19 protein-coding genes are annotated in these 23,068 nt (G+C 59.8%); 14 read left to right on the top strand and 5 right to left on the bottom strand.

The window, feature by feature from the left end:
• The first annotated feature begins 11 nt into the window (after nt 1-11).
• Entirely contained in the window at nt 12-4,763 is a 4,752-nt protein-coding gene (locus AB4Z23_RS18675; RefSeq protein WP_441360547.1) for an ATP-dependent helicase, read from the top strand.
• Between the two features lie 79 nt (nt 4,764-4,842).
• On the opposite strand, the gene AB4Z23_RS18670 is transcribed toward AB4Z23_RS18675, so the two are convergent.
• Both AB4Z23_RS18670 and AB4Z23_RS18665 read right to left on the bottom strand, forming a co-directional pair.
• Nucleotides 4,843-5,610, bottom strand: a complete 768-nt coding sequence (locus AB4Z23_RS18670) for an MmcQ/YjbR family DNA-binding protein (RefSeq protein WP_441360546.1) — start codon at nt 5,608-5,610, stop codon at nt 4,843-4,845.
• Between the two features lie 84 nt (nt 5,611-5,694).
• Complete coding sequence (locus AB4Z23_RS18665; RefSeq protein WP_441360545.1) at nt 5,695-6,636, bottom strand: AraC family transcriptional regulator N-terminal domain-containing protein; 942 nt, start codon at nt 6,634-6,636, stop codon at nt 5,695-5,697.
• 318 nt (nt 6,637-6,954) lie between these two features.
• On the opposite strand from AB4Z23_RS18665, the gene AB4Z23_RS18660 reads away from it, so the two are divergent.
• From AB4Z23_RS18660 to AB4Z23_RS18625, 8 genes are all read left to right on the top strand, one after another.
• The gene (locus AB4Z23_RS18660; RefSeq protein WP_441360544.1) at nt 6,955-7,917 is read left to right on the top strand and encodes an aldo/keto reductase; all 963 of its coding nucleotides are present in this window, start codon (nt 6,955-6,957) and stop codon (nt 7,915-7,917) included.
• Between the two features lie 70 nt (nt 7,918-7,987).
• Nucleotides 7,988-9,088: an aldo/keto reductase gene (locus AB4Z23_RS18655; RefSeq protein WP_441360543.1), complete on the top strand. Its 1,101-nt coding sequence runs from the start codon at nt 7,988-7,990 to the stop codon at nt 9,086-9,088.
• A gap of 81 nt (nt 9,089-9,169) precedes the next feature.
• Nucleotides 9,170-10,513: a hypothetical protein gene (locus AB4Z23_RS18650; protein ID WP_441360542.1), complete on the top strand. Its 1,344-nt coding sequence runs from the start codon at nt 9,170-9,172 to the stop codon at nt 10,511-10,513.
• Between the two features lie 152 nt (nt 10,514-10,665).
• Nucleotides 10,666-11,670: an MBL fold metallo-hydrolase gene (locus AB4Z23_RS18645; RefSeq protein WP_441360541.1), complete on the top strand. Its 1,005-nt coding sequence runs from the start codon at nt 10,666-10,668 to the stop codon at nt 11,668-11,670.
• A gap of 208 nt (nt 11,671-11,878) precedes the next feature.
• Nucleotides 11,879-12,826 (top strand): aldo/keto reductase, encoded by a 948-nt coding sequence (locus AB4Z23_RS18640; protein WP_441360540.1) that lies wholly within the window; start codon nt 11,879-11,881, stop codon nt 12,824-12,826.
• Between the two features lie 30 nt (nt 12,827-12,856).
• Complete coding sequence (locus AB4Z23_RS18635) at nt 12,857-13,030, top strand: hypothetical protein (RefSeq protein ID WP_441360539.1); 174 nt, start codon at nt 12,857-12,859, stop codon at nt 13,028-13,030.
• Nucleotides 13,031-13,437: 407 nt separating this feature from the next.
• On the top strand, nt 13,438-14,709 hold the full coding sequence (locus AB4Z23_RS18630; protein ID WP_441360538.1) for an aldo/keto reductase: 1,272 nt from the start codon (nt 13,438-13,440) through the stop codon (nt 14,707-14,709).
• Between the two features lie 119 nt (nt 14,710-14,828).
• A complete protein-coding gene (locus tag AB4Z23_RS18625) occupies nt 14,829-15,323 on the top strand; it encodes a nuclear transport factor 2 family protein (protein WP_441360537.1) in 495 nt (164 codons plus the stop codon).
• Nucleotides 15,324-15,617: 294 nt separating this feature from the next.
• On the opposite strand, the gene AB4Z23_RS18620 is transcribed toward AB4Z23_RS18625, so the two are convergent.
• Nucleotides 15,618-16,229, bottom strand: coding sequence for a TetR/AcrR family transcriptional regulator (locus tag AB4Z23_RS18620; RefSeq protein WP_441360536.1), 612 nt, complete (start codon nt 16,227-16,229; stop codon nt 15,618-15,620).
• A gap of 756 nt (nt 16,230-16,985) precedes the next feature.
• Nucleotides 16,986-17,885 carry an AraC family transcriptional regulator N-terminal domain-containing protein gene (locus AB4Z23_RS18615; RefSeq protein WP_441360535.1) on the bottom strand — a complete coding sequence of 300 codons (900 nt, stop codon included), beginning with the start codon at nt 17,883-17,885 and terminating at the stop codon, nt 16,986-16,988.
• 154 nt (nt 17,886-18,039) lie between these two features.
• Here AB4Z23_RS18615 and AB4Z23_RS18610 point away from each other — a divergent pair, with 154 nt between their 5' ends.
• The 5 genes from AB4Z23_RS18610 to AB4Z23_RS18590 all read left to right on the top strand — a co-directional run bounded on the left by AB4Z23_RS18610 (nt 18,040) and on the right by AB4Z23_RS18590 (nt 22,589).
• Nucleotides 18,040-18,798 (top strand): SDR family NAD(P)-dependent oxidoreductase, encoded by a 759-nt coding sequence (locus AB4Z23_RS18610; RefSeq protein ID WP_441360534.1) that lies wholly within the window; start codon nt 18,040-18,042, stop codon nt 18,796-18,798.
• A 99-nt stretch (nt 18,799-18,897) separates the two neighbouring features.
• Complete coding sequence (locus AB4Z23_RS18605; RefSeq protein WP_441360533.1) at nt 18,898-19,494, top strand: isochorismatase family cysteine hydrolase; 597 nt, start codon at nt 18,898-18,900, stop codon at nt 19,492-19,494.
• Nucleotides 19,495-19,559: 65 nt separating this feature from the next.
• A complete protein-coding gene (locus AB4Z23_RS18600) occupies nt 19,560-20,303 on the top strand; it encodes an antibiotic biosynthesis monooxygenase (protein WP_441360532.1) in 744 nt (247 codons plus the stop codon).
• Between the two features lie 116 nt (nt 20,304-20,419).
• Nucleotides 20,420-21,094, top strand: a complete 675-nt coding sequence (locus AB4Z23_RS18595) for a glutathione S-transferase family protein (RefSeq protein ID WP_441360531.1) — start codon at nt 20,420-20,422, stop codon at nt 21,092-21,094.
• A 64-nt stretch (nt 21,095-21,158) separates the two neighbouring features.
• Nucleotides 21,159-22,589 (top strand): carboxylesterase family protein, encoded by a 1,431-nt coding sequence (locus AB4Z23_RS18590; RefSeq protein ID WP_441360530.1) that lies wholly within the window; start codon nt 21,159-21,161, stop codon nt 22,587-22,589.
• 116 nt (nt 22,590-22,705) lie between these two features.
• Here the strand turns inward: AB4Z23_RS18590 and AB4Z23_RS18585 are convergent, their stop codons facing one another.
• Nucleotides 22,706-23,062 carry an MmcQ/YjbR family DNA-binding protein gene (locus AB4Z23_RS18585; protein WP_441360529.1) on the bottom strand — a complete coding sequence of 119 codons (357 nt, stop codon included), beginning with the start codon at nt 23,060-23,062 and terminating at the stop codon, nt 22,706-22,708.
• Nucleotides 23,063-23,068 lie beyond the last annotated feature (6 nt).

Here is a 23,068-nt window from a genome sequence, read left to right as displayed (position 1 = left end):
TGCAGCCGCCAATGACTTTGACTGAAGCTGAAACAGCCGGCCCGCTTGCCGGTTTCACGCCAGCGACCCGCACATGGTTTGCGTCGACGTTCGCTGCGCCAACGGCTGTGCAGGCAGCAGCCTGGGCGGCTATCGGTGCGGGTGAGAACGCGCTGGTGATCGCGCCGACCGGCTCTGGAAAGACCCTCGCCGCCTTTATGCAGGCCATCGATCAGTTGTTCCGCGAGCGAACACAGGACCCCGTCTCAGACGCAACCCCCGGATCGTCGAAGTCGGCGACCCGCATCCTTTACATTTCGCCGATCAAGGCGCTGGGCGCTGACGTCCAAAGGAACCTGCGCATTCCGCTTCAGGGCGTCAGCGCAGAACGCCAGCGTCGTGGCGATCCGCCGGTCGAAATCTCTGTCGGCATGCGCACTGGCGACACGCCGGCGGGCGAGCGAGCCATCCTCATACGCCGCCCTCCCGATATCCTGATTACCACTCCTGAATCGCTCTACCTGATGCTGACCTCAAAGGCCCGTGATACCCTGCGCGGTGTGCGCACCGTCATCATCGATGAAATTCACGCAGTGGCCGACGGCAAGCGCGGCTCGCACCTGGCACTCAGTCTCGAGCGTCTTGAGGCGTTGGTCGACGAACCGGCGCAGCGGGTGGGACTGTCTGCGACGGTGCGGCCCGTGAATGAAGTTGCGCGTTTCCTGGGAGGAGACCGGCCGGTCACGGTGGTAAACCCGCCCTCCAACCGTCAGATCGATCTCAAGATCGTCGTGCCCGTTGAGGATATGACCGACATTCCGGCAAGGAATGACCAAGCTCACAGCGGCCAGCAGAGCGGCCGGGTATGCTCGATCTGGCCGCATGTCGAAGCCAGTATCCTCGATCAGGTGCTTGCCCGACATTCGACCATCGTCTTCGCCAACTCGCGGGGCCTTGCGGAGAAGCTGACGGCAAGGCTGAACGAACTTTACGCCGAACGCTTTACCGACGAAATCCCGGCCCCATTGCCGGACAGCAACAGTGAACCTGTCCATCATGACTCTTCCTCGGGAAGCGCCGAGGCTCGATCGTCGGGCGCGCCGCCGCTAATTGCGCGGTCACACCACGGTTCGGTCTCGAAGGCGCAGCGCGGCGAGATTGAGCGGGCGCTCAAATCCGGCGATTTGCGATGCGTTGTCGCAACATCGAGCCTCGAACTTGGCATCGACATGGGACTGGTCGATCTGGTGATCCAGGTCGCGGCGCCGTTTTCAGTGTCAAGCGCCCTGCAACGGGTCGGACGTGCTGGCCATCAGGTCGGTGGCACTTCGTCCGGCTTGATCTATCCGCGCACAAGGCGCGATCTGCTCGACGCTGCCGTTACTGTCGAGTGCATGCAAACTGGCCGTATCGAGGCGATCGATCCGCCGCGCAATCCGCTCGACGTGCTGGCGCAACAAACAGTCGCCGCGGTCGCCATGGATCCCCTAAATGTCGATGACTGGTATATGGCGGTCAGGCGTGCTGCACCTTTCCGGAACCTGCCACGCTCCGCCTTCGACGCCACTCTCGATATGCTGACAGGCCGCTATCCCTCTGATGATTTCGCAGAGTTCCGGCCACGCATCGTCTGGAACCGTGAAACCGGCGTGCTGACCCCACGCCCTGGCGCCCACCAGCTTGCGGTGACCAGTGGCGGCACCATTCCCGACCGCGGCATGTTCAGCGTCGTGTTGCCCGAAGGTGAGGAGCGGGCCGGCTCGCGCCGCGTCGGCGAACTCGACGAGGAAATGGTCTACGAATCTCGCGTCAACGACGTCGTCACCCTCGGCGCTACGTCCTGGCGCATTCAGCAGATCACCAACGATCAGGTGATCGTAACGCCAGCACCGGGCCGGTCGGCACGGTTGCCCTTCTGGCGAGGCGAGGGGGTTGGGCGACCGGCCGAACTGGGAGAAGCGATCGGCGCCTTCCTCGGAATGCTCGAAGCCAATGTGGACGTCAACGGTGATGGCGATATAGCGCCAGTATTAGAGGCACGGCTCAAGGCGACCGGGCTTGATCGGAACGCCGTCGTCAACCTGTTCAGCATGATTACCGAACAGCGCCGCGCCACCGGTGTGCTGCCTACGGATCGGACCCTGGTGATCGAGCGTTGCCGCGACGAAATCGGGGATTGGCGGGTCATCCTGCATTCGCCATACGGTCGCCGTGTCCATGAACCCTGGGCACTGGCGGTCGCGGAACGCATCCGTCAGCGCTGGAACATCGACCCATCCGTCGTCGCCAGCGATGACGGCATTGTCGCTCGCATGCCCGACACATCCGGTCGCATACCGGGCTCGGAACTGTTCACTTTTGATGCTGTCAGCCTGCGGCAACTGGTAACCGAGGCTCTCGGCGGGTCGGCGTTGTTCGCGGCCCGCTTCCGCGAATGCGCCGCCCGCGCCCTGCTGCTACCGCGTCGGAGCCCCGGCCGCCGCTCTCCACTCTGGCAGCAGCGCTTGCGCGCCGGCCAGCTATTGGAGATCGCCCAAGGTTATCCGGATTTTCCGATACTGATCGAGGCGGCCCGGGAATGCCTGCAGGATGTCTATGACCTGGCCGCTCTCGACACGCTCATGGAGCGCCTCGGCGACGGTAAAATCCAGATCGCGGAGATTACCACCGAGGTTCCCTCGCCGTTCGCGGCCAGCTTGCTGTTCGGCTACGTTGCTGAGTTCATGTACGAGACGGATGCGCCGCTCGCCGAGCGCCGGGCCTCGGTGCTGTCGCTTGACAGCGGGTTGCTGAGCGATCTTCTGGGCCAGGTTGATATTGGCGAACTGCTCGATCCGGATGTCATCGAGCGCGTCGAAGGTGAACTGCAACGCCTTGTGCCCGACTATCGGGCGAAAAGCGCCGAGAGCGTGGTCGATCTGCTGCGCGAACTCGGCCCCTTGTCGGCGAGCGAAGTCGCCCGGCGCCTTGCCGATGGAAGCGGCGACGCCAAGGCGCACCTCGCTTTGCTTGAATCCGAACGGCGTGTCATCCGGGTGCCAATTGCCGGCGACGACCGATGGGCCGCCGTCGAGGATGCAGCCCGGCTGCGCGACGCGCTCGGCGTGGCACTGCCAGCCGCCATTCCCGATATCTTCCTGCAACCGACCGCTGAACCGCTGCGCGACCTGGTTGGGCGCTATGTGCGCACCCACACGCCTTTCAGCACCGGCGAGATCGCAACAAGTTTCGGTCTTGGCGTGGCCGTGGTCGACATGGCCCTGGAGCGGTTGCGCGATCAGGGCAAAGTGTTGAAAGGGCGGTTCGGGGTGGAGCGCCGCCTTCAGGCGAAGGATCCCTCCGGCATTGGCGGCAATCCCCTGGCGCAACATGAATGGGTCGGCGACGAGGTGTTCCGGCGCCTGCGGCTGCGGTCCCTTCAGGCTGCCCGAGAGGCTACCCGCCCGGTGCCTCGGGAAGCCTTTGCGCGCCTGCTGCTGGAGCGGCACGGCCTTATTGCCGAATCCGCCGGCCATGCCGCCTTAAAGACGACGAGCCCACCCGGGGGAGCGATCGAAGGGATAAATGGCGTCGCCCGCGTCGTGCAACAACTGGCCGGTGTACTTCTGCCAGCCTCCCTGTGGGAGAGCCAGATCTTGCGGGCCCGCGTCAGCGACTATACGCTTGGCATGCTGGACGAGTTGATCGCCACCGGCGCGGTTATCTGGTCCGGCCATGGACGGCTTGGCGAAGAAGATGGTTTGGTGGCCCTGCATCTTCAGGAGTTTGCTAACGAAACCCTCGCGGCTGTGCCCGCTGCGGCGACGCTCCCGCCGCTTCAGCAAGCGATGCTCGACATCTTCGCCGATGGCGGGGCATATTTTGTGCGCCAGATCGTCACGCTGGTGCAAGCCAGGCACCCAGGGATTGGCGGGCGGGAAACCGGGTCGCTTCCAGCTGAAATTCATGAGGCGCTTTGGGATTTGGCCTGGACCGGATATGTCACCACTGACACCTGGTCGCCATTGCGCTCCCTCTCGGGCGGTACGCAGGCATCGCGCAGGCCAAGCCCAGTTCGTGCCTCTGGGCGACCGGGCGGGCGTCGCGCTTTGTCCTTTACCGGGGGCGGGGATCCGGCTTTGGCAGGCCGCTGGTCCCTGCTGCATAGAGAGCCGGTCGCCGATACCGTCCGCGCGGTTGCGTTGGTCGAGGGACTGCTTGATCGTTTCGGCGTCGTCACACGCGGCGCGGCAGTCGCCGAAGAGGTGCCGGGAGGCTTTCCTGCGCTGCAACCGGTGTTTCGCGGAATGGAGGATACGGGCCGTGTGTTGCGCGGCCGCTTCGTGGAGGGATTAGGGGGCGCGCAGTTCGCGGAGCGCTCAACAATCGAACGGCTCCGCGAATTGGCCGACGCGCGGCCAAGTGAACCAATCGCGGTGGCATTGTCTGCCGCCGATCCGGCCAACCCTTTCGGGCGGATTCTTCCCTGGCCAACTCATCAATCCCCGGTGCGTCCGGCACGACGAAGCGGTGCCTTCGCCGTCATCGTCGATGGACGTCTGCTGCTGTACTTGGTCCAGGGCGGGCGCAATCTGCTGACCTATGTCGATATCGACGATCCTGCCATGTCCCGGACGCTGGCAACGGGTTTGCTGGCGCTGTCCGCCGCGCTGAAGCGCGAGCCACACCTCGTGTTTACCCTGGAACAGGTCAACGATCTTCGAGTGGCAAAAACCAGCCTGTCGCCCGCCTTGCGCGCCATCGGTTTTTCCACGGTACCCAAGGGGCTGATCTGGTTCGGTTGACGCCGGGATCGTTGGTTAACTTTGTGGAGAAAGCGTTGAGGGCAGATCATGCCGCATTTCGACCGGGTGATCCCGCCTGTCAGACGTCGGCGCTGTTCGCCGGTCGTTCGCGCTTGGCCATTGACTTGAGGACAAGCCGGTAGGAGGTCTTCACCGTTTCGGTCACCAAAGTGCTGGTGATACCTTTGCCTGAGCCAATGGATATCCAGTGGTCTTTGTCGAGATAGCGACCGGCAGTCACGGATGGAAAGCGGTCGAACAGGGGGTCCCGTTGTTCGTGACCGACCTTCACCGTGATAATTCGCTCGGTCGGATCATCCGTCACGATCAGGAAGACCTTGGCACCGACCTTGTAGACATCTAGCTTTTCGACGAAAGGGCGCCCATGGCTGACGCCGGGTAGTCCGGATGCGACTTTACGAGCGAGGGACTGCAATCGCTGGCCGGACAAACTTCGTTGCCGCATCCCTGCGGGGGTGAGCTCATCAAGCAACGGCAATTTTGACCGCACCAGCCGATAGGACTCTCGCACCTCCTCCTCGACGAGGTCCTTGGTGATGGTATCGCCCTCCGTAATCGAGACCCAGTGCCGCTTGTTCATACCATGGCCGGGCGAGATCCCTGTGTGTCGCTGGCGCAGTATTTCGGCTCGGATGGGATCGGCCTTGATGGTCACCACCGCGCCTTCCGTCACGATCATAAATGTTTTTCCCAACACCCGGTAAACTCGTCTTTCTGAACCAGCCGCCTGCTGTAAAGCGACCTCTGGGAGTTGCTCAGCGGCTGTACAGGCGGCGGCGAGTGTTTTAGCGTCCATCGGAAAACTTTCCTCTTCAGCGGCGGTCATACTCGAATAGTCCTCGCCGGTTGTAACCGGGGCCGCCGTTAGACGACAGCCCTGGTCCCGAGCCGCCGAGCCTTCCTATGTATTTTAATCGTTGTCGCGAAGTGAGGAAGTGTCCCGGATAGGCGGGTTGCCAAACAGGCGGCGATATTCACGATTGAACTGCGTGGCGCTTTCGTAACCGACCGACAGCGCAGCGGTCGCGGCGTCGATCCGATCGGTCAGCAGCAGGCGTCGGGCCTCGTGGAGGCGGATGTGCTTTTGGAACTGGAGGGGGCTCATCCGGGTGATGCCGCTGAAATGATGGTGGAAGGTTGAGACGCCCATGGCAGCCATCTCGGCCAACTCCTCGACCCGCACGGAGCGCGCATGGTTTTCCCGGAGCCAAACGATCACCCGACCGATCCGATTGCCCCGCGTTTCCAGCATCGCGATCTCCCGCAGCCAGGCACCGGCGGGGCTGAGCAACAAGCGGTAGGTCACCTCGCGCATCAGCAATGGCCCCATAAACGGTATGTCTCCAGGCCGGTCCGCCAAGGCCTCTAACCGAATGACAGCGTCGAGTAGATCAGCGGTTACGGTTCCGAGCGCCATCGGTATGTGCACCGCGTCATTGATTAGTCCATGACTGTCGATGGTGGCGGCGACCTCCTGCGCGATCTGTAGATCCAGCTTGAGCATGATCGATAGGAACGGGCGGACCGAACTCGCCTCGATGACATGAGACATTGTAGGTAGATCGACGGACGTCAACAGAAACCGGTCCGGATCATATTCGATCCAATCCGCGCCGAGAATCACGCGCTTGCGGCCTTGAACCGGAAGCGCGAGGCTCGGCTCGTAAAGGGCTGAAACGGCGTCGCTAGGGCTGTCGCGGCGAATAAGCAGTAGGCCGGGTACGGGGGAGACATGTTCGCCATCGCTTGGCAGAACGTCGCCGATTCTGAGCGCCAGCGTCGACCGTAGGTGATTTAGGCGATGCTCGTCGCCGTCGTTCGGTGCATGAGAAGGCGATGTCGTGAAAAGCATGTGGACAGAATGACACCCGGCACCCTTCCAGACAAGCGATATGAGCCTGATCAAGAGAAATGGGCAATTATTCGGAAGGATCGGGCTAACCGGTCCTGACGAGTGAAGCGTAGAAAGGCTCCATCCCAGCCACGTGGTGCACAAAGATTACAGGCTGCGGGTTCGCGTACTCGATGGAGGGATGACGATCAGGCAACCGAAGCCTCGTTCAATGACGAAGCGATACTAATCACGAATGTTCGTCATTTCCCGCCAGCAGATACGCCGAAATGTGGAAAAGAATACGTCGGCGGATTTCTATCAGGAAAAGGATACAGAATGCAAAAGCGCAGGTTGGGCACAAACGGTCCGGAAGTCTCTGCCATCGGCTATGGCGCCATGGGCTTTCATCTGGCTTACGGCTCTGCCGACGAAGAGGCCGGCCTAGCGACAATCCGTCGTGCGTACGATCTCGGCGTGACGTTCTTCGATACGGCCGAGCTTTATGGCTGGGGCGACAACGAGAAGTTCATCGGCCGCGCCGTCAAAGGCTTCCGCGACGACGTCTTGTTGGCCACCAAGTTTGGCTTTACCCCCTCATGGGGGACTGACAGCCGCCCCGCGCACATTCGCGAAGTTACCGAGAACAGCCTGGGCTATCTGGGTGTCGACCATATCGACGTGCTCTACCAGCACCGCGTTGATCCGAACGTGCCGATCGAAGATGTGGCCGGCACGGTCAAGGACCTGATCGCCGAGGGCAAGGTCAAGCATTTCGGATTGAGCGAGGCTGGTCCCCAAACCATCCGCAAGGCTCACGCCGTGCAGGAAGTGGCGATGCTTCAGACCGAATACTCGGTCTTCGAGCGCGACGTGGAAGTCCTGTTTCCGCTCTTGCGAGAGCTCGGCATCGGCTTCGTCCCGTACTCGCCGCTTGGCCGTGGCTTTCTAACAGGTGCGGTCAAGCCGGCCGCCGAACTCGAAGAGAGTGATATGCGCCGGGGCGATCCTCGCTGGCAGCCCGGCAATTTCGAAAAGAATGTCGAAGCCGTCCGCCAGTTGAAAGAGCTTGCTGCATCGAAGTGCGCGACCGTATCGCAATTGGCGCTCGCCTGGTTGCTGGCTCAGGGCAACGACATCGTGCCGATCCCGGGCTCTCGCAAAGCGGAGCGCGTCGCGGAAAACGTCGGTGCCGCCGATCTGGTGCTGACGGCGGAAGACCTAGCGAAGATCAAGGAAATCCTGCCTGAAGGCGGTTTCGGTGAGCGCTATGCCGAAGAATTCGCGCCGATCTGGATCTGACCGCGCCTCGCGAGCCCGGTCCGCACCTGCAAGTTCGGATCATTCCCCCAATCGTTGCGAAAGAAAAAGCATGTCTCTCACCAATTACCGCGCCCTTGGCCGATCCGGCCTTATCGTCAGCCCCCTGGCGCTCGGCACAATGACCTTTGGCACCGATGTGTGGGGTGCGGACGAGGCTGGCTCGCGCGCCATCTTCGAGCATTACCGTGAAGCCGGCGGCAATTTCATCGACACAGCCGATATCTATAGCGATGGCGAAAGCGAGAAACTGGTCGGCAAATTCATAGCCGATAGCGGCTCACGCGATGAAATCGTGCTTTCGACGAAGTTCGCCTTCAACGCGTCGGCCAATCCGACATCGGGCGTGCACGTCGCAGGCGACAACCCGAACGCGGGCGGCGCGGGCGCGAAGAACATCCACCGGGCGCTCGACGCCTCGCTGAAACGGCTCGGCACCGACTATATCGACCTGTACTGGATGCATATCTGGGATCAGGTCACGCCGATCGAGGAAATCGTCCAGACGCTCGGCGACCTCGTTCGCGCAGGCAAGATCCGCTATTACGGCCTGTCGGACATGCCGGCCTGGGTGGCGATGAAGGCAGCCACGATCGCGGCGGAACGGCGGGTGCCAGGCCCGATCGCGATGCAGCTCGAATATTCGCTAGTTGCGCGCGACGTGGAGAGCGAGCATTTCCCGGTAGCGCGCGAGGCCGGGATGGGCGTGATGCCATGGAGCCCGCTGGCCGGCGGTTTTCTATCCGGAAAATACCGGCCAGAAAATATTAAAGGCAAGGGTCGGCTCAGCGGTCCCAATCCGCTCGGCGACACCAAGTTTACCGAACGTAACTGGACAATTCTCGGAACGCTGGAACAGGTGGCAGCGGAGCTGGAGCGCCCGATTGCCGAGGTTGCGCTGGCATGGACACTGGTGCACGAGAGGGTGGCATCGACGCTGGTAGGCGCCAGCAAGGTCTCGCAGCTCGAAAGCAACATCGCCGCCACCGACCTCCGTCTCGACGGCGCGCATCTCGAACGCCTAAACGATGCGAGCGCGCCCTCGATCGGGTTTACGTCCGGTCTCGGCTCACCGATGATCCGTCGCATGGTCTTCGGCGGTCACAATGTCCTCGGGTGGGGTGAGTATCCCCGCTGGATGAACGAGGTGTAGAACGTCGACCGCTTCAATCAGGCGGCCGGCATCGCAGCCGCACGCAGTAAATAAGAAACGCAACCACACCGGGAGTAGGTAATGGGTATGAGACGATCACGATATTCGGCTGCTGCCTTTGCGGCGGCGCTATATGCGGCGGCCTTGACCGGCGCTCATGCGCAGGCTCTTCAACCTGTCGGCCATATGAATTTTCAAGGCAAGTTCCTCGTTGCGATATCGGATGCGGACATGGTGGCCTCGGCCTATCGTGACGGCCGGCTCGGGCCCGAACAGGGGCAGGATGCGCTTTCGGTCATCCGGCTGGACAGGCCGCCGTCAGAGTGGCGCGCAACAAGTGTTCCGGTCGGCAATGCCGTCGTTGGTCCTCCCACCGCGCTCACACTCACGCAGGACGGGCGCTACGCGATCGTGGTCGAGACGCGCGGTCCACGTCCCGCCGGCAAGGCTGATGCCGTCATGTCCGACATGCCAAACTCGCGGAAGATCACAGTCGTCGATCTGAGCGATCCGGACCACCCGACGGTGGTTCAGACCCTCGACGGTTTTGCACAGCCTTCGACGGTTGCCATCAATGCAGGCGGAAACCTCGTCGCCATCAGCCATGCGCTTGGCGGAGATGGACGTGAAACACCATTGGCGCTCTATCGGTTCGCGAACGGCCGATTGTCGTTTTTGTCCGCCTCCGCGATTCCGGGCTGGACGCCCGGCGACTTGTTGATGGATGCCAGCTTCCACCCGCAACTCAACATTATCGCCCTTACCAACTGGACGCGACCGGAGTTGTCGTTTGTGGAGGTCGTCGGCGAAGGCGACGCGACGCGACTGGCCCGCTGGGGCAATTCCATTCCGATCAGTTGGTATCCCTTCACCGCCAAGTTCACTCCAGACGGTCGCCACATCCTGACGAATTCCATCTATGCAGGGCTCGGCGGCGAGGCGCCTCCCGGCACGATCACCAGCATTCGCCTCGATGCGTCGCGCGATGAAGATGGAACGCCGCAGCACATCCAGGTGTCGCGCGCCGAGGTCGGCGTCGTTCCCGAAGGGCTTGCTGTCAGCCCGGATGGCCGATGGGCAGTGACCGCCAACCTTGAACGTAGCCCGCCGGCTCATGACGATCCCTCGCAGTCTTTTTTCTCCTCTCTCAGCTTGCTGCGGATAAACCCGGAAACCGGCCATCTGACGACGGTCGGCACCTATCCGTTCGACGGCATCCTTCCCGAATCCGTGGTGTTCGACAATTCCAGCCGTTTCGTCGCCGCAACGACCTACGACCACTATGACGGAAGGATGCCGGGCGGATCGATCGATTTCTGGCGCATCTCTGGCGACCCTGGCGATCCCGACCGGATCGAGTTCGTGAAGACGAGCTATTCCGTCCCGGTGACGCGCGGCCCGCATGTGATCAGCATCGTGCGCTAGCCGATGGACCAATCGGGAGACGGGAGACATGACAAACCATTGCCCCGTGTTTCCAGTCCACACAACGCCCCGGACAGGATCGCAGTTCCGCCACGCATCACATCCGACCTCGCATCTCGCTAGGAATGACGATGTTCGGGAGAGGAGAATAAATGTCGAATAAATCTAACCAGCCTGCAGCCGCAATAAGTCGCCGATCCACCCTGCTTCTGGCGGTTGCCGGAACCGCTGGGTTGGCGATGGCGCCGGCGAGACACGCTGAGGCGCAAAGTGTCATTGCCACATTGGATGACCGGGATTTCGCTCCCGGTTGGCGTCGTTTCCAGATCGGGGATGCGCGCATAACCTGCTTGCTGGATGGCGTTTCCATCGCAGAAGGGTTCGATCCGATCTACGGCCCGGATCAGGATCGCGGGGCCATGCAGGAGTTGATGAGGGCAAACGCCTTGCCGGAGGATCGGTTCGCAAGCTCCCTCATGCCGGTAGCGGTGCAGCTCGGCGACCAGCTCGTCGTGGTTGATACAGGATTCGGCGCGGCAGGCAGTGAAAGGGGTACGGGCATGTTGCTGGAGCGGCTGGAAGCCTCCGGTTACAGCCGAAATGATGTGGACCTCGTGCTGTTCACCCATCTCCATATCGATCACATCCTGGGGGTCTCGGAAAATGGAAACCCGCTTTTCCCAAATGCTTCCTACGCAGTCGGGCGGGTAGAAATGAACTATTGGGAGACCGAGGCGACAGGCGATGGCGCGGGTCTCGTCGCGCGATTGTTCGGGCCGCTTCGCAAGCGCACCCGCCTTCTCGACGATGGCGAGGCGATCATGCCGGGACTGACGGCGCGGGCCACCTATGGACATACGCCAGGAATGCTGGCTTTCGAACTTGACGGGGGCAACGGCCATCGGCTGCTGATCACAGGGGATGTCTTCCACAGGCCCATCGCCTCCTTCCAGCGGTCAGACTGGCGGGTGCCGTTTGACGTTGACCACGAGGCCGCAGTCGCGACGCGGCACCGGGTGGCTCAGCAATTGGCGGAGACAGGCATGCCGTTCACGGCATATCACCTTCCTTTTCCCGGTATTGGCTATGTGCAGCGTGACGGCGACGCCTATCGCTTCATACCCGAGAGCTACCAGTTGGCGATGAACAGGAAATAGGCCGACGTGTTCGATGAAAGCGTCGGTGCGGTAGAAATTCACGCAGAGCAATCGGCGGTGTTGCCGGACACAGTGTTCCTGAGGGGCAGCGTGGGCTCGCGACTTGAAAGCGCCATTGGTAGTGACACGGTGTGTTCAGTAGTAACTTGCGCAAGACGACACTGTGGCCGAGCTCATCCGTGTGGGATAACGATAAGGAGTTTGATAAATGGAAAAACGTAAACTCGGCAATTCTGGCCTTCTGGTTTCGCTGGTCGGGCTCGGCTGCAATAATTTTGGCGGAATGAGAGAGTCGCTCGATGTGGAAGGGGCACGTCTGGTAGTTCATGCAGCGATGGATGCCGGAGTGAATTTCTTCGATACAGCGGATGCCTACGGTGTGAATGGCGGCTCCGAGATAGTTCTGGGTGAAATTCTTGGCAGCAACCGCGAGGAAATCGTTCTGGCGAGCAAGTTTGCTTTGCCAATGAACCCTGAGAAGAGCACGCGCTACAATGGCTCGCGCGGTTACATCATGAAGGCAGTTGAAGACAGTCTCCGCCGTCTGAAGACCGACTATATCGACCTCTACCAGTACCATTTCCCCGATCCGCAGACGCCTATCGAGGAAACATTGCGGGCACTCGACGATCTCGTCCGTCAGGGTAAGGTGCGTTACGTTGCCTCTTCCAATCTTGCGCCGTGGCAACTGATCGATGCATGGTGGACCACGCGTCACCATAATCTTCACAGCCTGCTGTCGACACAGCACGAGTATAGCTTGCTGGAACGCGGCGTAGAAACCAGTCTCTTCCCGGCGCTTGAGCGCACCGGAATTTCACTGCTGCCTTACTTCCCACTGGCCAGTGGACTTCTGACCGGCAAGTATCGCAAGGGGCAGGCAATCCCGGAGGACACGCGCATGTCCATGCCTTATTTCCAGGCGGGCATGACCGATGAACGTCTTGATACGGTGGGAAAACTGATCGCTTTCGCCGAGTCTCGCGGCCACACCATGTTGGAGCTCGCCATGAGCTGGCTTGGTTCTAACCCGTTGGTTTCCAGCATCATTGCTGGCGCCACTCGTCCCGAGCAGGTTACGGCTAACGCCAAGTCAGTTGGCTGGAAGTTGTCCGCTGAAGACCTCACGGAGATCGACGTCATCACCGGCAAATAACACTGGCCGGCGCCCCCCAAGGAAATCTCCATGAGCAAGTCCATCATGATCGTCGGCGCGGGCCCCGGCATCGGCCAGTCTGTCCGCCCGCTTCGGCCGCGAAAGGCTGGAGCGTCATCCTCACCGGCCGCGCAGAAGGAGCCGTGCCTGTGCCCGAGGGGCTGGAACTGGCTGAGGCCGCCGCGCTGCCAATGGGCGTCATGACCGGGTACGATCCCATCCAAAAGGGGCTTCGATGCCAAGCCAGGATACCTTATCCTCGTCACCGGCGCGGCCGGAAGCGTGGGCCGGGCTGCGATCTGTGCCGCTGCCTCGCGCGGCGCGACCGTTGTCGCTCTCGTGCGCGCGCCTGTCGAAGTCGCCATCAGCGGTGCAGCAGAAACCATCGTCCTACCAAACGACGACGCCATATCCGGAGCGCTTCCGTACACATCGCGAGCATGGGGCTTTGCTGGCCACGTAGGGTCAACGGCATCCTGGCAGATTATCTGACGCTGATTTCGACATTCCTGCACGCAGGTTTGAGGTTGGCGTTTGAGCCGTCAGCGATGGATGCTGCTCATCGCCGATGAGCTTCCTGCAAGATAACGGTGACTGCTTCTCAACATTTGTTGATCGAGCTGGCACATAATGGATTTGACGATCCAGTCTGGCTTTGCAAGACTGGATTACGCAATCCACTTATGGAGATGAATTTGGATCGACGCAATTTTCTTGGACTGTCAATCGGCGGCACTCTTGCTGCGACTGCGATTCCCACGCTGTCTTTTGCACAAACGGAGGCTGTCGCCCCAACTCTGCCTGTTCGACTGACCGAGCGTGGTTCGGTTTTACCGACCCGGGGCAACATCACGGGGGCTTCGCTTCCCACCAATGGCGGTAACCACGGGATGCGGTACATGACGCCCGGTCGGTTCGGCATGGGCGGCACACAGATAGGCAATATCTTTGCGCCTATCAGCGATGCCGACGCGCACGACATCCTGCAGGCTGCCTGGGACGCGGGCGTACGGTATTTCGATACATCCCCGTTTTACGGATTCGGTCTTAGCGAGTACCGGCTCGGCCGTTTCCTGCACACAAAGAACCCGGATGATTACGTTATCTCCACAAAAGTGGGCCGCATCCTGACGGCCGCCGGCAAACCCGTTGGCGACAAGGCAATCTGGACTTCACCTGCACCGTTTAACTATGCCTACGATTACACAGCAGCAGGCGCGCGCCGCTCTGTAGAGGACAGCCTTCAACGTCTCGGACTACCGCGGATCGATATCGTCTATATTCACGATCTTTCTCCCGACAATTCCGAGCTTCCCGGTTCCTGGGAGGACGTCTACAAGGTGGCCGCGCCGGGAGCCATGTCGGAATTGTCCAAAATGCGAGACGAAGGTCTGATCAAGGCTTGGGGCTTCGGCATTAACACGCCCAATGCAGCCGTCCGTGCGACCGAACTGGACGGTCCTGTTCCCGATATCGTGCTTCTCGCCTGCCAATACACCATCATTGATCACGATGAAGCGCTGACGAAAACTTTCCCGGCACTTCAGAAAAAAGGCACGTCCGTCGTCGTCGGCACGCCTCTCAATGACGGTTTTCTGGGTGGTCGCAGCCGCTTCAACTTCAGTGCAGATCTGCCCAAAGGGGTCGCGGAAAAGCGAGCGAAGCTGATGGCTGTCGCCGACAGGTTTGGACTAGATATCCGAACGGCAGCGTTGCAATTCGCCGCTGCACATCCGATCGTTTCGGCGATTATTCCCGGCGCTCGCGCTCCGAGACAGGTCGCCGCCAACGTTCAGTCGATGAAAGTTGCGATCCCCGAGGAGTTCTGGCAGGCGCTCCGAAGCGAGAAACTGATTGCCGATAGCGCCCCGACAGCATCGTAGCACATCAAGCCCAGGATCGCATTAATACGACAACTGCAGCTACCGCATGAACCGCTGCCAGGAACTGGTGTTCTGGCAGCGGTTCATGCGAGCCTTGTAAACCACACCGGAGGATCGTCTTGAGCACCAAAATCCGATTTATTCTAGCGGCTCTTGCCTGGGGGCTGTTCGCTGCATTGCCAAACGCGCTTGCCCAGACCGTTACACCGTCCATATCCCAGCAACCGCGCAATCTGGTGCAGGAGGAACAGAACCGGTCTCTCGTCATCGAGTTCTACACCAAAGTACTCAGCGAGCGCCGGGTTGATCTGGCACCAAATTACATGCGGGAAGATTACATCCAGCACAATCCGCTGGCACCGAACGGCCGCGAGGCGTTCATGAATTTCTTCCGTGAGATGTTCAAAAGCTTTCCCCAATCCGAGCACCGCATCATTCGAACTGCAGTGGATGGCGATCTGGTTTATCTTCATGTTTTTGCCAGAAACAATCCTGAAGATCGCGGACGCGCGGTGATGGATATCCTGAGGGTCCAGGACGGCAAGATAGCCGAACATTGGGATGTGGTACAGCCGGTTCCGGAGGGCTCCGCAAATCCGAATTCCATGTTCTGAACTACCGCAGTTTCCGGATCCGATTGTTTTGGATGGCTGGCTTACCGAGGTTGCAAGCCGTCCAAAACTCCAGTTGCACAGGGAGGTTGTCCTTTCCAAGCAAGGAATTGGTTGAGCACGATCATCCAAATGCATCTGTCATCTAGCGTATGACAGATCAGCGATGTCAAAGGCTTGGTTGCGCACAGGTAGACGCTTAGGCGACCGCCGCCATTTCAGACTTAGCCCACTCTGCTGTAAACCTCCCGGTCTCGCCACATGTACATTCCAAGAGACTTGGTTCACCGAGAGGAATCAGTTCCCCCCATCCGCAGTCACCATTTTCAGGCGTCGGGTTGCCTCTGAAAAAACTGCTTCCAGATGGCTGCTGGAGCCTGTCGTTCTGAGAAGTAAAAGTCCGCCCTGTATGCCCGCAAGGAGAGATGCTGCAAATGGTTTGGGATCGAGTTCCGAGGAAACGCAGTTAGCACTCTGCAGCGCCTTAACGCCGGAAGCAATGGCTTCTTCCCATCGACTTTGCATATCCATGAGCAATTTCTGCGTTGCGGGGTCGGCAGGATCTACCTGCGTAATAATTCGGCCGAAACCGCAAAGAATTCCTCTGCCGGTGTAGCATGAAATCATATTCTCGCACCAAGCCTCCCAGCCCGGCCAGTCCTCGAGGGTCTGTAGCCAGTGTTCCTGTTCTTCGAAAAATCGATCGATCTCGAAGGAGAGCACGGCAATAAACAACGCCGCCCTGCCTTCTGGAAAATAGTGGAAAAGTTGGCTGCTGCTAATTTTGGCGGCGGCCTTCACATCCTCCAATGTCGTATGTGCAAGGCCTTTGTCCTGCACAACAGCAGCGGCCGAACAGATGATTCTGTCGCGTACGGCCCGTCCTTTTTGGGTGATACGAATCGTCATAAGAAAATGCTATTTATTCCTATTGGTGAAAGCGGCTAATGGATATCACAGGCCGCCCTGATCCGTAAAATTAAAGATGAAAGCGAGCCGATCCCGGCTGATATCATTATCTCGACGTCGGACAGATCGGGACATGGACACCGAACCAACATCCGGTTGTTGACAATACTTCGAGCGCAGGCACGATATCGGATCCGACAGCAAAAAGAGAATAAGGGGCAATTAGCAAGTCTATTGCCGGTTGGAATATCGGGGAGTTCGTGGCCGACCTGCCAAGCGGTTTTCCGATGCGCATGCGTGGTTTGGCCGCGTTCCACACCATGGTGCTCTATAGATGAACCCGTTGAACCCGAACCTGCCCTCACGAGCATAACATTTGAACCTTGCGGAGCGAGGCCGGATGATGCCTCGCATCAGAGCCAGAGCCAAGCTCCTGGATAAGGGTAGGGGTGTAAATGCGACCGGAGACGATTAAACGGACGGCCACTTCAAAGGCGGTCGGTCGGCGATGGTCGAAGAAACCACCGCTGCCAGCCAGGTCCTCGCAAACGAGGAGCAAAACTGCAGGATCAACTTCAGCGTTTCCGGCTGGAGGTTCAAGTAGATGAAGCCCGCAAGTATTTCGAAACGCAGCCTAAACGACCCCACGCTTCGATTCAAAAGCAGAAGTGGCGCAACCTGTGGTTTGCGCCACGTCGTTACCCACGTTGATGTAAGAAAGCCGTGTCAGGCACATTTGCCGGTAAAAGAAAATGCCTAAGCCACCGTCGGGTGTTCTATTGCTTGACGCATCTCCCGGACATGCCGCGCCGGCGGCGCGCCAAATTGCCTGAGATACTCGCGGCTGAATTGGGAGGCGCTCTCGTATCCGACCGCGAACGCCGCATCAGACGCGCTATGACTGCCCGCCAGCAACAGTTGGCGCGCCTCCTGCAATTTAAGCTGTTTCTGGTACTGGAGAGGGCTGAAACCCGTCATCGCAAGGAAATGGCGATGCAGGCTTGCACGGCTCATCCCGCAGGCATCGCAAAGGGCGTCGATCCGAAGGTGCGTGTCGGTATGATCCCGGATCCACGCGATGGCGCGCCGGACACGGTCTAAGGCGCCGTCGGGGCGTGCGATTTGGCGCAGCAATCGCCCTTGGGGACCTTGCAGCAACCGGTACAGTAACTCGCGCTCGATCATAGGGCCAAGGACCGGAATGTCGGTGGGACTATCGAGCAACGACAGCAAGCGCAGCAATGTATCGCGAAGCGGAGGCGTCATCGGATTGATCGCAACCCCCATGCCGTCTTGATCGCCTTCGCGTACTGACGGCATTGTCGCAGCCAACTCAGCCAACAGCGCCGGCTCCAGAACCAGGGAGACCGCGACATAGGGCCGACCCTTGCCGGCATCCAGGATTTCCCCAATCAGCGGCAGGTCAAGAGCGCTTACGAAATACTGAGCGCTATCGTAACTTAGAACGGTGTCGCCGATTGCGACACGCTTGGACCCCTGTAGAATGAAGCAGATCATTGAGCGATAAAGGCAAGGAGCCTTCCCGGTGGAGTCTTCTCCTACGAACATGTCGAGGCGAGGGATCTGTGTGTCCGTCAAGCCTGTCGAGGCATGACGCAAAACAATATCTAGATGCGGCGCGAGGTCGTCTGTCATTCCGGCATTGTGTCATGTTTCGTCCGGGAAAGCAAAGGCATTGAGACGATAAGGCAAGAAGTTGAGCCGATCGGGCGGGTTTACATACCGGTATTGGCCTATCTTGGATCCAGCAAAAGCGCTTTAGGGCGCAACGATCCGAGAAAGGCACTCCATGACCCACCCAATCGCACTCATCACCGGCGCAAGCCGCGGCCTTGGCCGTAACATGGCGCTTCATTTGGCCAAGCGAGGGGTCCACATCATCGGCACCTACCGCACCGGCGAAGCCGAGGCAAACGCCGTGCGTCAGGAAATCGAAGCTCTAGGTGGCAAGGTGTCGATGCTGGCACTCGATGTGACCGATATAGCGAGCTTCGCGGCGTTCGCCGGAGCCGTCGCCGAGACGCTCAATAAAGATTTTCACCAGGATCGTTTCGACTATCTCGTCAACAACGCTGGAAACGGCCTGTTCTCGAACTTTGTCGATGCGACTGAGGAGCAGTTTGCTTCCCTGGTTTCCACCCATCTCCAGGGACCGATTTTCTTGACCCAGAAGCTTCTGCCGCTGATCGCGGACGGCGGGCGCATCCTGAACGTCTCCTCCGGCTTCGTACGCTTCACCATGCCGGGATACAGCCTCTATGCAGCCATGAAGGCCGCAGTCGAGGTACTTTCCCGTTATCTGGCTGTGGAGTTGGGTGAACGCAGGATCCGCGTCAATGCCATCGCGCCGGGCGCCATCGCAACTGATTTCGGCGGCGGTGCCGTGCGCGATAATGAGGGAGTGAACGCGTATGTGGCGCAGGGCATTGCACTCGGCCGCGTCGGCCTGCCGGACGATGTGGGTAGCGCCGTCGCCGCCATCCTGTCCGACGACATGGCTTGGGCGAACGGCACGACCTTCGATATTTCGGGCGGGCAGTTGCTGTAATCCGTGACGATTACCTGTCCCGACCTCTTCGGCGACGATCTGCGTCAGCATGATGCGATGATCGCCGCCTGATCCCGCCTAATGTTAAGGACCAAAATCATGACAGAAGCATCCAAGAGCGCGCTGATCTTGATCGAATACGTCAACGACTGGCTCTCGCCGACCGGCGGAATATATCCATCGTTTCAGGATCGCGAGCAGGTCGACACCGCAATCACAAATTCAACGATCGCGCTCGCCGAAGCCCGCCGTCGCGGGATGCACGTGATCCACGCCGCGCTTAAGTTCGAGCCTGAGTTCAAGGTCCTGGGCGAGGGCAAGTACGGGCTGCGCAAGATGATGCGCGATTACGGGTCGTTCCTGGGCGAGCAGGCAGAGTTCTTTCCTGGCTTCGAGCCTGCAGAGGGCGAATTCGTCGTCCGCGAACGCGGCGGCGGGAGCAGCGTCTTCGTCGGCACCACTCTCGACAGCTATCTACGCAACAACCGCATCTTCGACATCTACCTTGCCGGCTTCTCCCTGCGCCAGTGCGTTGAATCCTCGATGCGCAACGCCCACGATCTCGGCTATCACACCAACGTCATCTACGACGCGTCGGCCGGCTACACCCGGAAGCAGCAGGAGGACTTCGTGGCTGAAATCGCGCCGTTCTACGCCAACGCCATGACCACGCAGGATTTCGTGGCGCAGGCGTGAACCCTAGCCGGGTCCAGCCATCACGGGCACCAGGCATTCGCGCAGCCGGAAGTGGAAGCGATACGATGATCGGAATGATAGTCGGACTTACCATTGCACCGGGCAGCGGCGATGCATTCGAACGCGCATTCGCGGTGCAGGCTGCGGCGGTCCGCGCCAACGAGCCCGGCAACCGGCAGTACGAACTGTTCCGCTCGCAGACGTTGCCCAACAACTACACGCTCGTCGAGATCTACGACGATGAGGCAGCGCTCGCCGCGCACCGGGCATCGCCGCAAATGGCGACGAGCCGCCCGCTGACAGCGCCGTTCCTCGTCGAGCCGCCCGCCATGCAGGTGTTCGACGTTGTATCCGCTGATGCAGGCGTATCTGCTTCCCAGCAGTTTCGCCCGGCGGATCCGCAAGGCCGCAACACAGGAGATCGTAACATGCCGACCCCAATGGAAACGGTCAGTGCTTTTTGCGCTGCATTCTCGGAAAATCACGCGGAAGATGCGATCCGGCGATGGTTTACCCCCACGACGATCTGGATCAATGAAGGATTGTCGATGACTACTGGCGTAGAAGAGGCGATAAAACGGCCCAGATCGCCGGACGTCGCAGCTGTCTATTTCGACATGCTTTCGATTGCTGCGGACGGAAATCGCGTTCTTACCGAAAGACTGGACCGCTTCGTGCGCTCTGACGGGAGCGAGGTCGCTGCACTGAAGGTGATGGGCATCTTCGAAATAGAAGGCGATTTTATTGTTGCGTGGCGCGACTATTTCGACGTCAATCTCGCCAAAAAAATGCCCAAAGATCAACAATAGCGGCTCGGGCCTATCCGACCATGCCGGTGGATCCGTCGCCGCTAATTCTGTCAAACGGTATGGGTGAGGCAAACGCTCCCCCATCGCCCTTCCTTGCCGCCTCACGAGAGATTATCATGCCAGACAGCCACCTCACGCTTATCAGCCATCCGCTTTGCCCTTTCGTTCAAAGAGCGGCGATCGTCCTCTTGGAAAAGGGCGTGTCGTTCGAGAGGATCGACGTTGATCTCACGGACAAACCGGACTGGTTCCTTGCGCTCTCTCCAACGGGCAAAGTACCCTTGCTGAAGGTGGAGCAGGAAAACACAGAGAACGCGACACTATTCGAAAGCATGGTGATCTGCGAATATCTTGAAGAGACGCAGAGCGGTCGCAAGCTCTACGCGGAAGATGCGCTGTCGCGCGCCCAGCAGCGGGCTTGGATCGAATACGGCACGGCAACGCTTACCGAAGCATGGCAATTCCTGAACGCGAAGGACCGCACGACTTCCGACGCAAGGCTTGCCGCCTTTCGGGAAAAGCTGGAGCGACTGGAGGAGGTCGTTGCTGCAGAACCCTTTTTCAGCGGTGACGCCTTTGGCATGGTCGATGCTGTTTACGCGCCTGTCTTTCGGTATTTCGACATCCTTGATCCGGAAATATCCCAGCCAATCTTCGAGGGCCTTCCCCGCGTCACGGCGTGGAAAAAGGCGCTGGCGGCACGAGAGAGCGTCATTGCCGCTGTAGGAGGCGACTATGCCGAGCGTTTCCACCAGCACCTACGTCAGCACAAGGCACTCCTTGTTGACTGATTGCCGGTTATAAGCCACCGCTGTCTCAGCTCTCGACGTTCCCCGTGGCCGAAGGACCGAATACATGACTGATGCTAATACCGCTGCCCACTCGATCCGCTCTTGGCTAGGCATCCCTTATGCCACCGCCGAACGTTTTCGCCGTCCGATCCTGCTGCCGTTCGATCCGGGCCGACCATACGACCAGAAGGGACCGGCCCCGCTGCAAGCCGGGGACACCAGCTGGCTCGAGGCCGACAATGGGTTCTCGGAGGATTGCCTGAACCTGAACGTCTGGGCACCTGAAAACGCCGGCAATCGGCCCCTTCCGGTGATTGTCTATATCTATGGCGGCGGGTTCGAGCTTGGTGCAAACACCCAGACAACGTCAAACGCCTCGGGTCTGGCCGCGACCGGCCGCGCCGTCGGGGTGTCCCTCAACTACCGGCTCGGGCCGTTCGGCTGGCTTTCACTTTCACACTATGGGGGCGTGTTCGCGGACGCCACCAATCTCGGCCTCCAGGACATCATCACCGCACTCCAGTGGGTAAAAGCGAACATTGCCCGTTTTGGAGGCGATCCGAACAACGTCACCGTTACCGGCCACAGCGCAGGTGCTTTCGCGACCCTCGCCCTCCTTGCCGCGCCATCGGCCGATGGCCTCTACCACCACCTCGCGGCTTTCTCCGGCATGGCTTCACGTTTGGTGCCTGCGTGGGGCGCGGAAGAACGCGCACTGGACGTGCTCACCGCGCTCGGAATTCAGGACGATCCCGAGAAGCTGCTGAACATTGACGCAAAGTTGCTCGCCGAGACAATGAGCAAGACGCAACCTGCAGACCCCGGTGCACGCCACGGCATCGACAACAATGTCATTGCCATTGTGGATGACCACGCCCAGCCGGGTGGTATCATTGCGCATCATCCCCTGCGGGTCCTCGAATCCGGACGGCATCGGGACATTGACATCCTGTTAAGCAGCACTACCCACGAAACCGACTGGTGGGTTCTTCACAAGACCAAGGACTTCGATCCCGGCAGCATCAGCGAACTCGTCAAGGAATTCGCCACGAGGAATCGAATTCCACACAGTCTCGCCCGTGCGGTCATTGGCGCGTACGATATCGACGGGCGCACTCCCGTTCAGGTCCGCGGGGCATTGCTCACCGATTTCTCCTTTACTCTGCCACACGTCCGTGCTGCGCTGGCGCACGCCGCAGCGGGCGGAAATGCGCACCTGCTGTCGGTCGGCCCCGTCGAGGGCGCGCACGCGGTGCATGGCACCGAGATGTACGGCATTGTCGGCCAGGAACGCCCAGGTGCCAGCGGAGAGCAGATTGTCCGCGACACCTTCGTCCGTGACACCCTCCTGGATTTTGCAGAAGGAAACAGAAACCGCCTTTGGACTGCCGTTAGCACCGAACCCACCACCAAAGGGATCGGAAACATGCCATATGACGCGACCCTCCATGCGGCCGAAGTCTTTAAAACTTTTCAAGGCATCGAGAGGCCCTGAGCTGCCCTCCGGACAAAGTGACGGACAACCCGCTCTGGCAGAGCCACACGCGGAAACGAGAGATCACGACGAACCCGTCATGCCACCCCGGATGGGTATTTGCCGCAAGGGTCGACTTATTTCGTCAGGTCGTAGCTTTCGTCGAGAAGCGCGAAGACATCTTCCCTCGATACTGATCCATCGAGGACAACGGTAAGCCAGTGCTCCTTGTTCATATGATAGGCCGGCCTGAAGCCAGGCTTTGTCTTGAGGTCGTCAATTTTTCCCGGATGGCATTTGATGTCGATCACATCGACATCTCCTTCGCCTTTGAGAGCTAGCTTTTCCTGAGGTACATTCATGATCAGCCCAAACCATCTGTTGTCGTCGGTATGGCGAAGGATCGCGTACCGCGGAAACTTCTCGAACGGATAATCGGGTTTGGCGTCGAACTTCCTTTTGGCGTAGTCGAAGATTTCAGAACGTCCAATCATGAGAGA

This window comes from Agrobacterium sp. MCAB5 (assembly GCF_052114365.1).
In the GTDB taxonomy this organism is placed as follows: domain Bacteria; phylum Pseudomonadota; class Alphaproteobacteria; order Rhizobiales; family Rhizobiaceae; genus Agrobacterium; species Agrobacterium tumefaciens.
The sequence above is the reverse complement of the archived record's forward strand: the minus strand, read 5'-3'. Positions and strand labels throughout refer to the sequence as shown.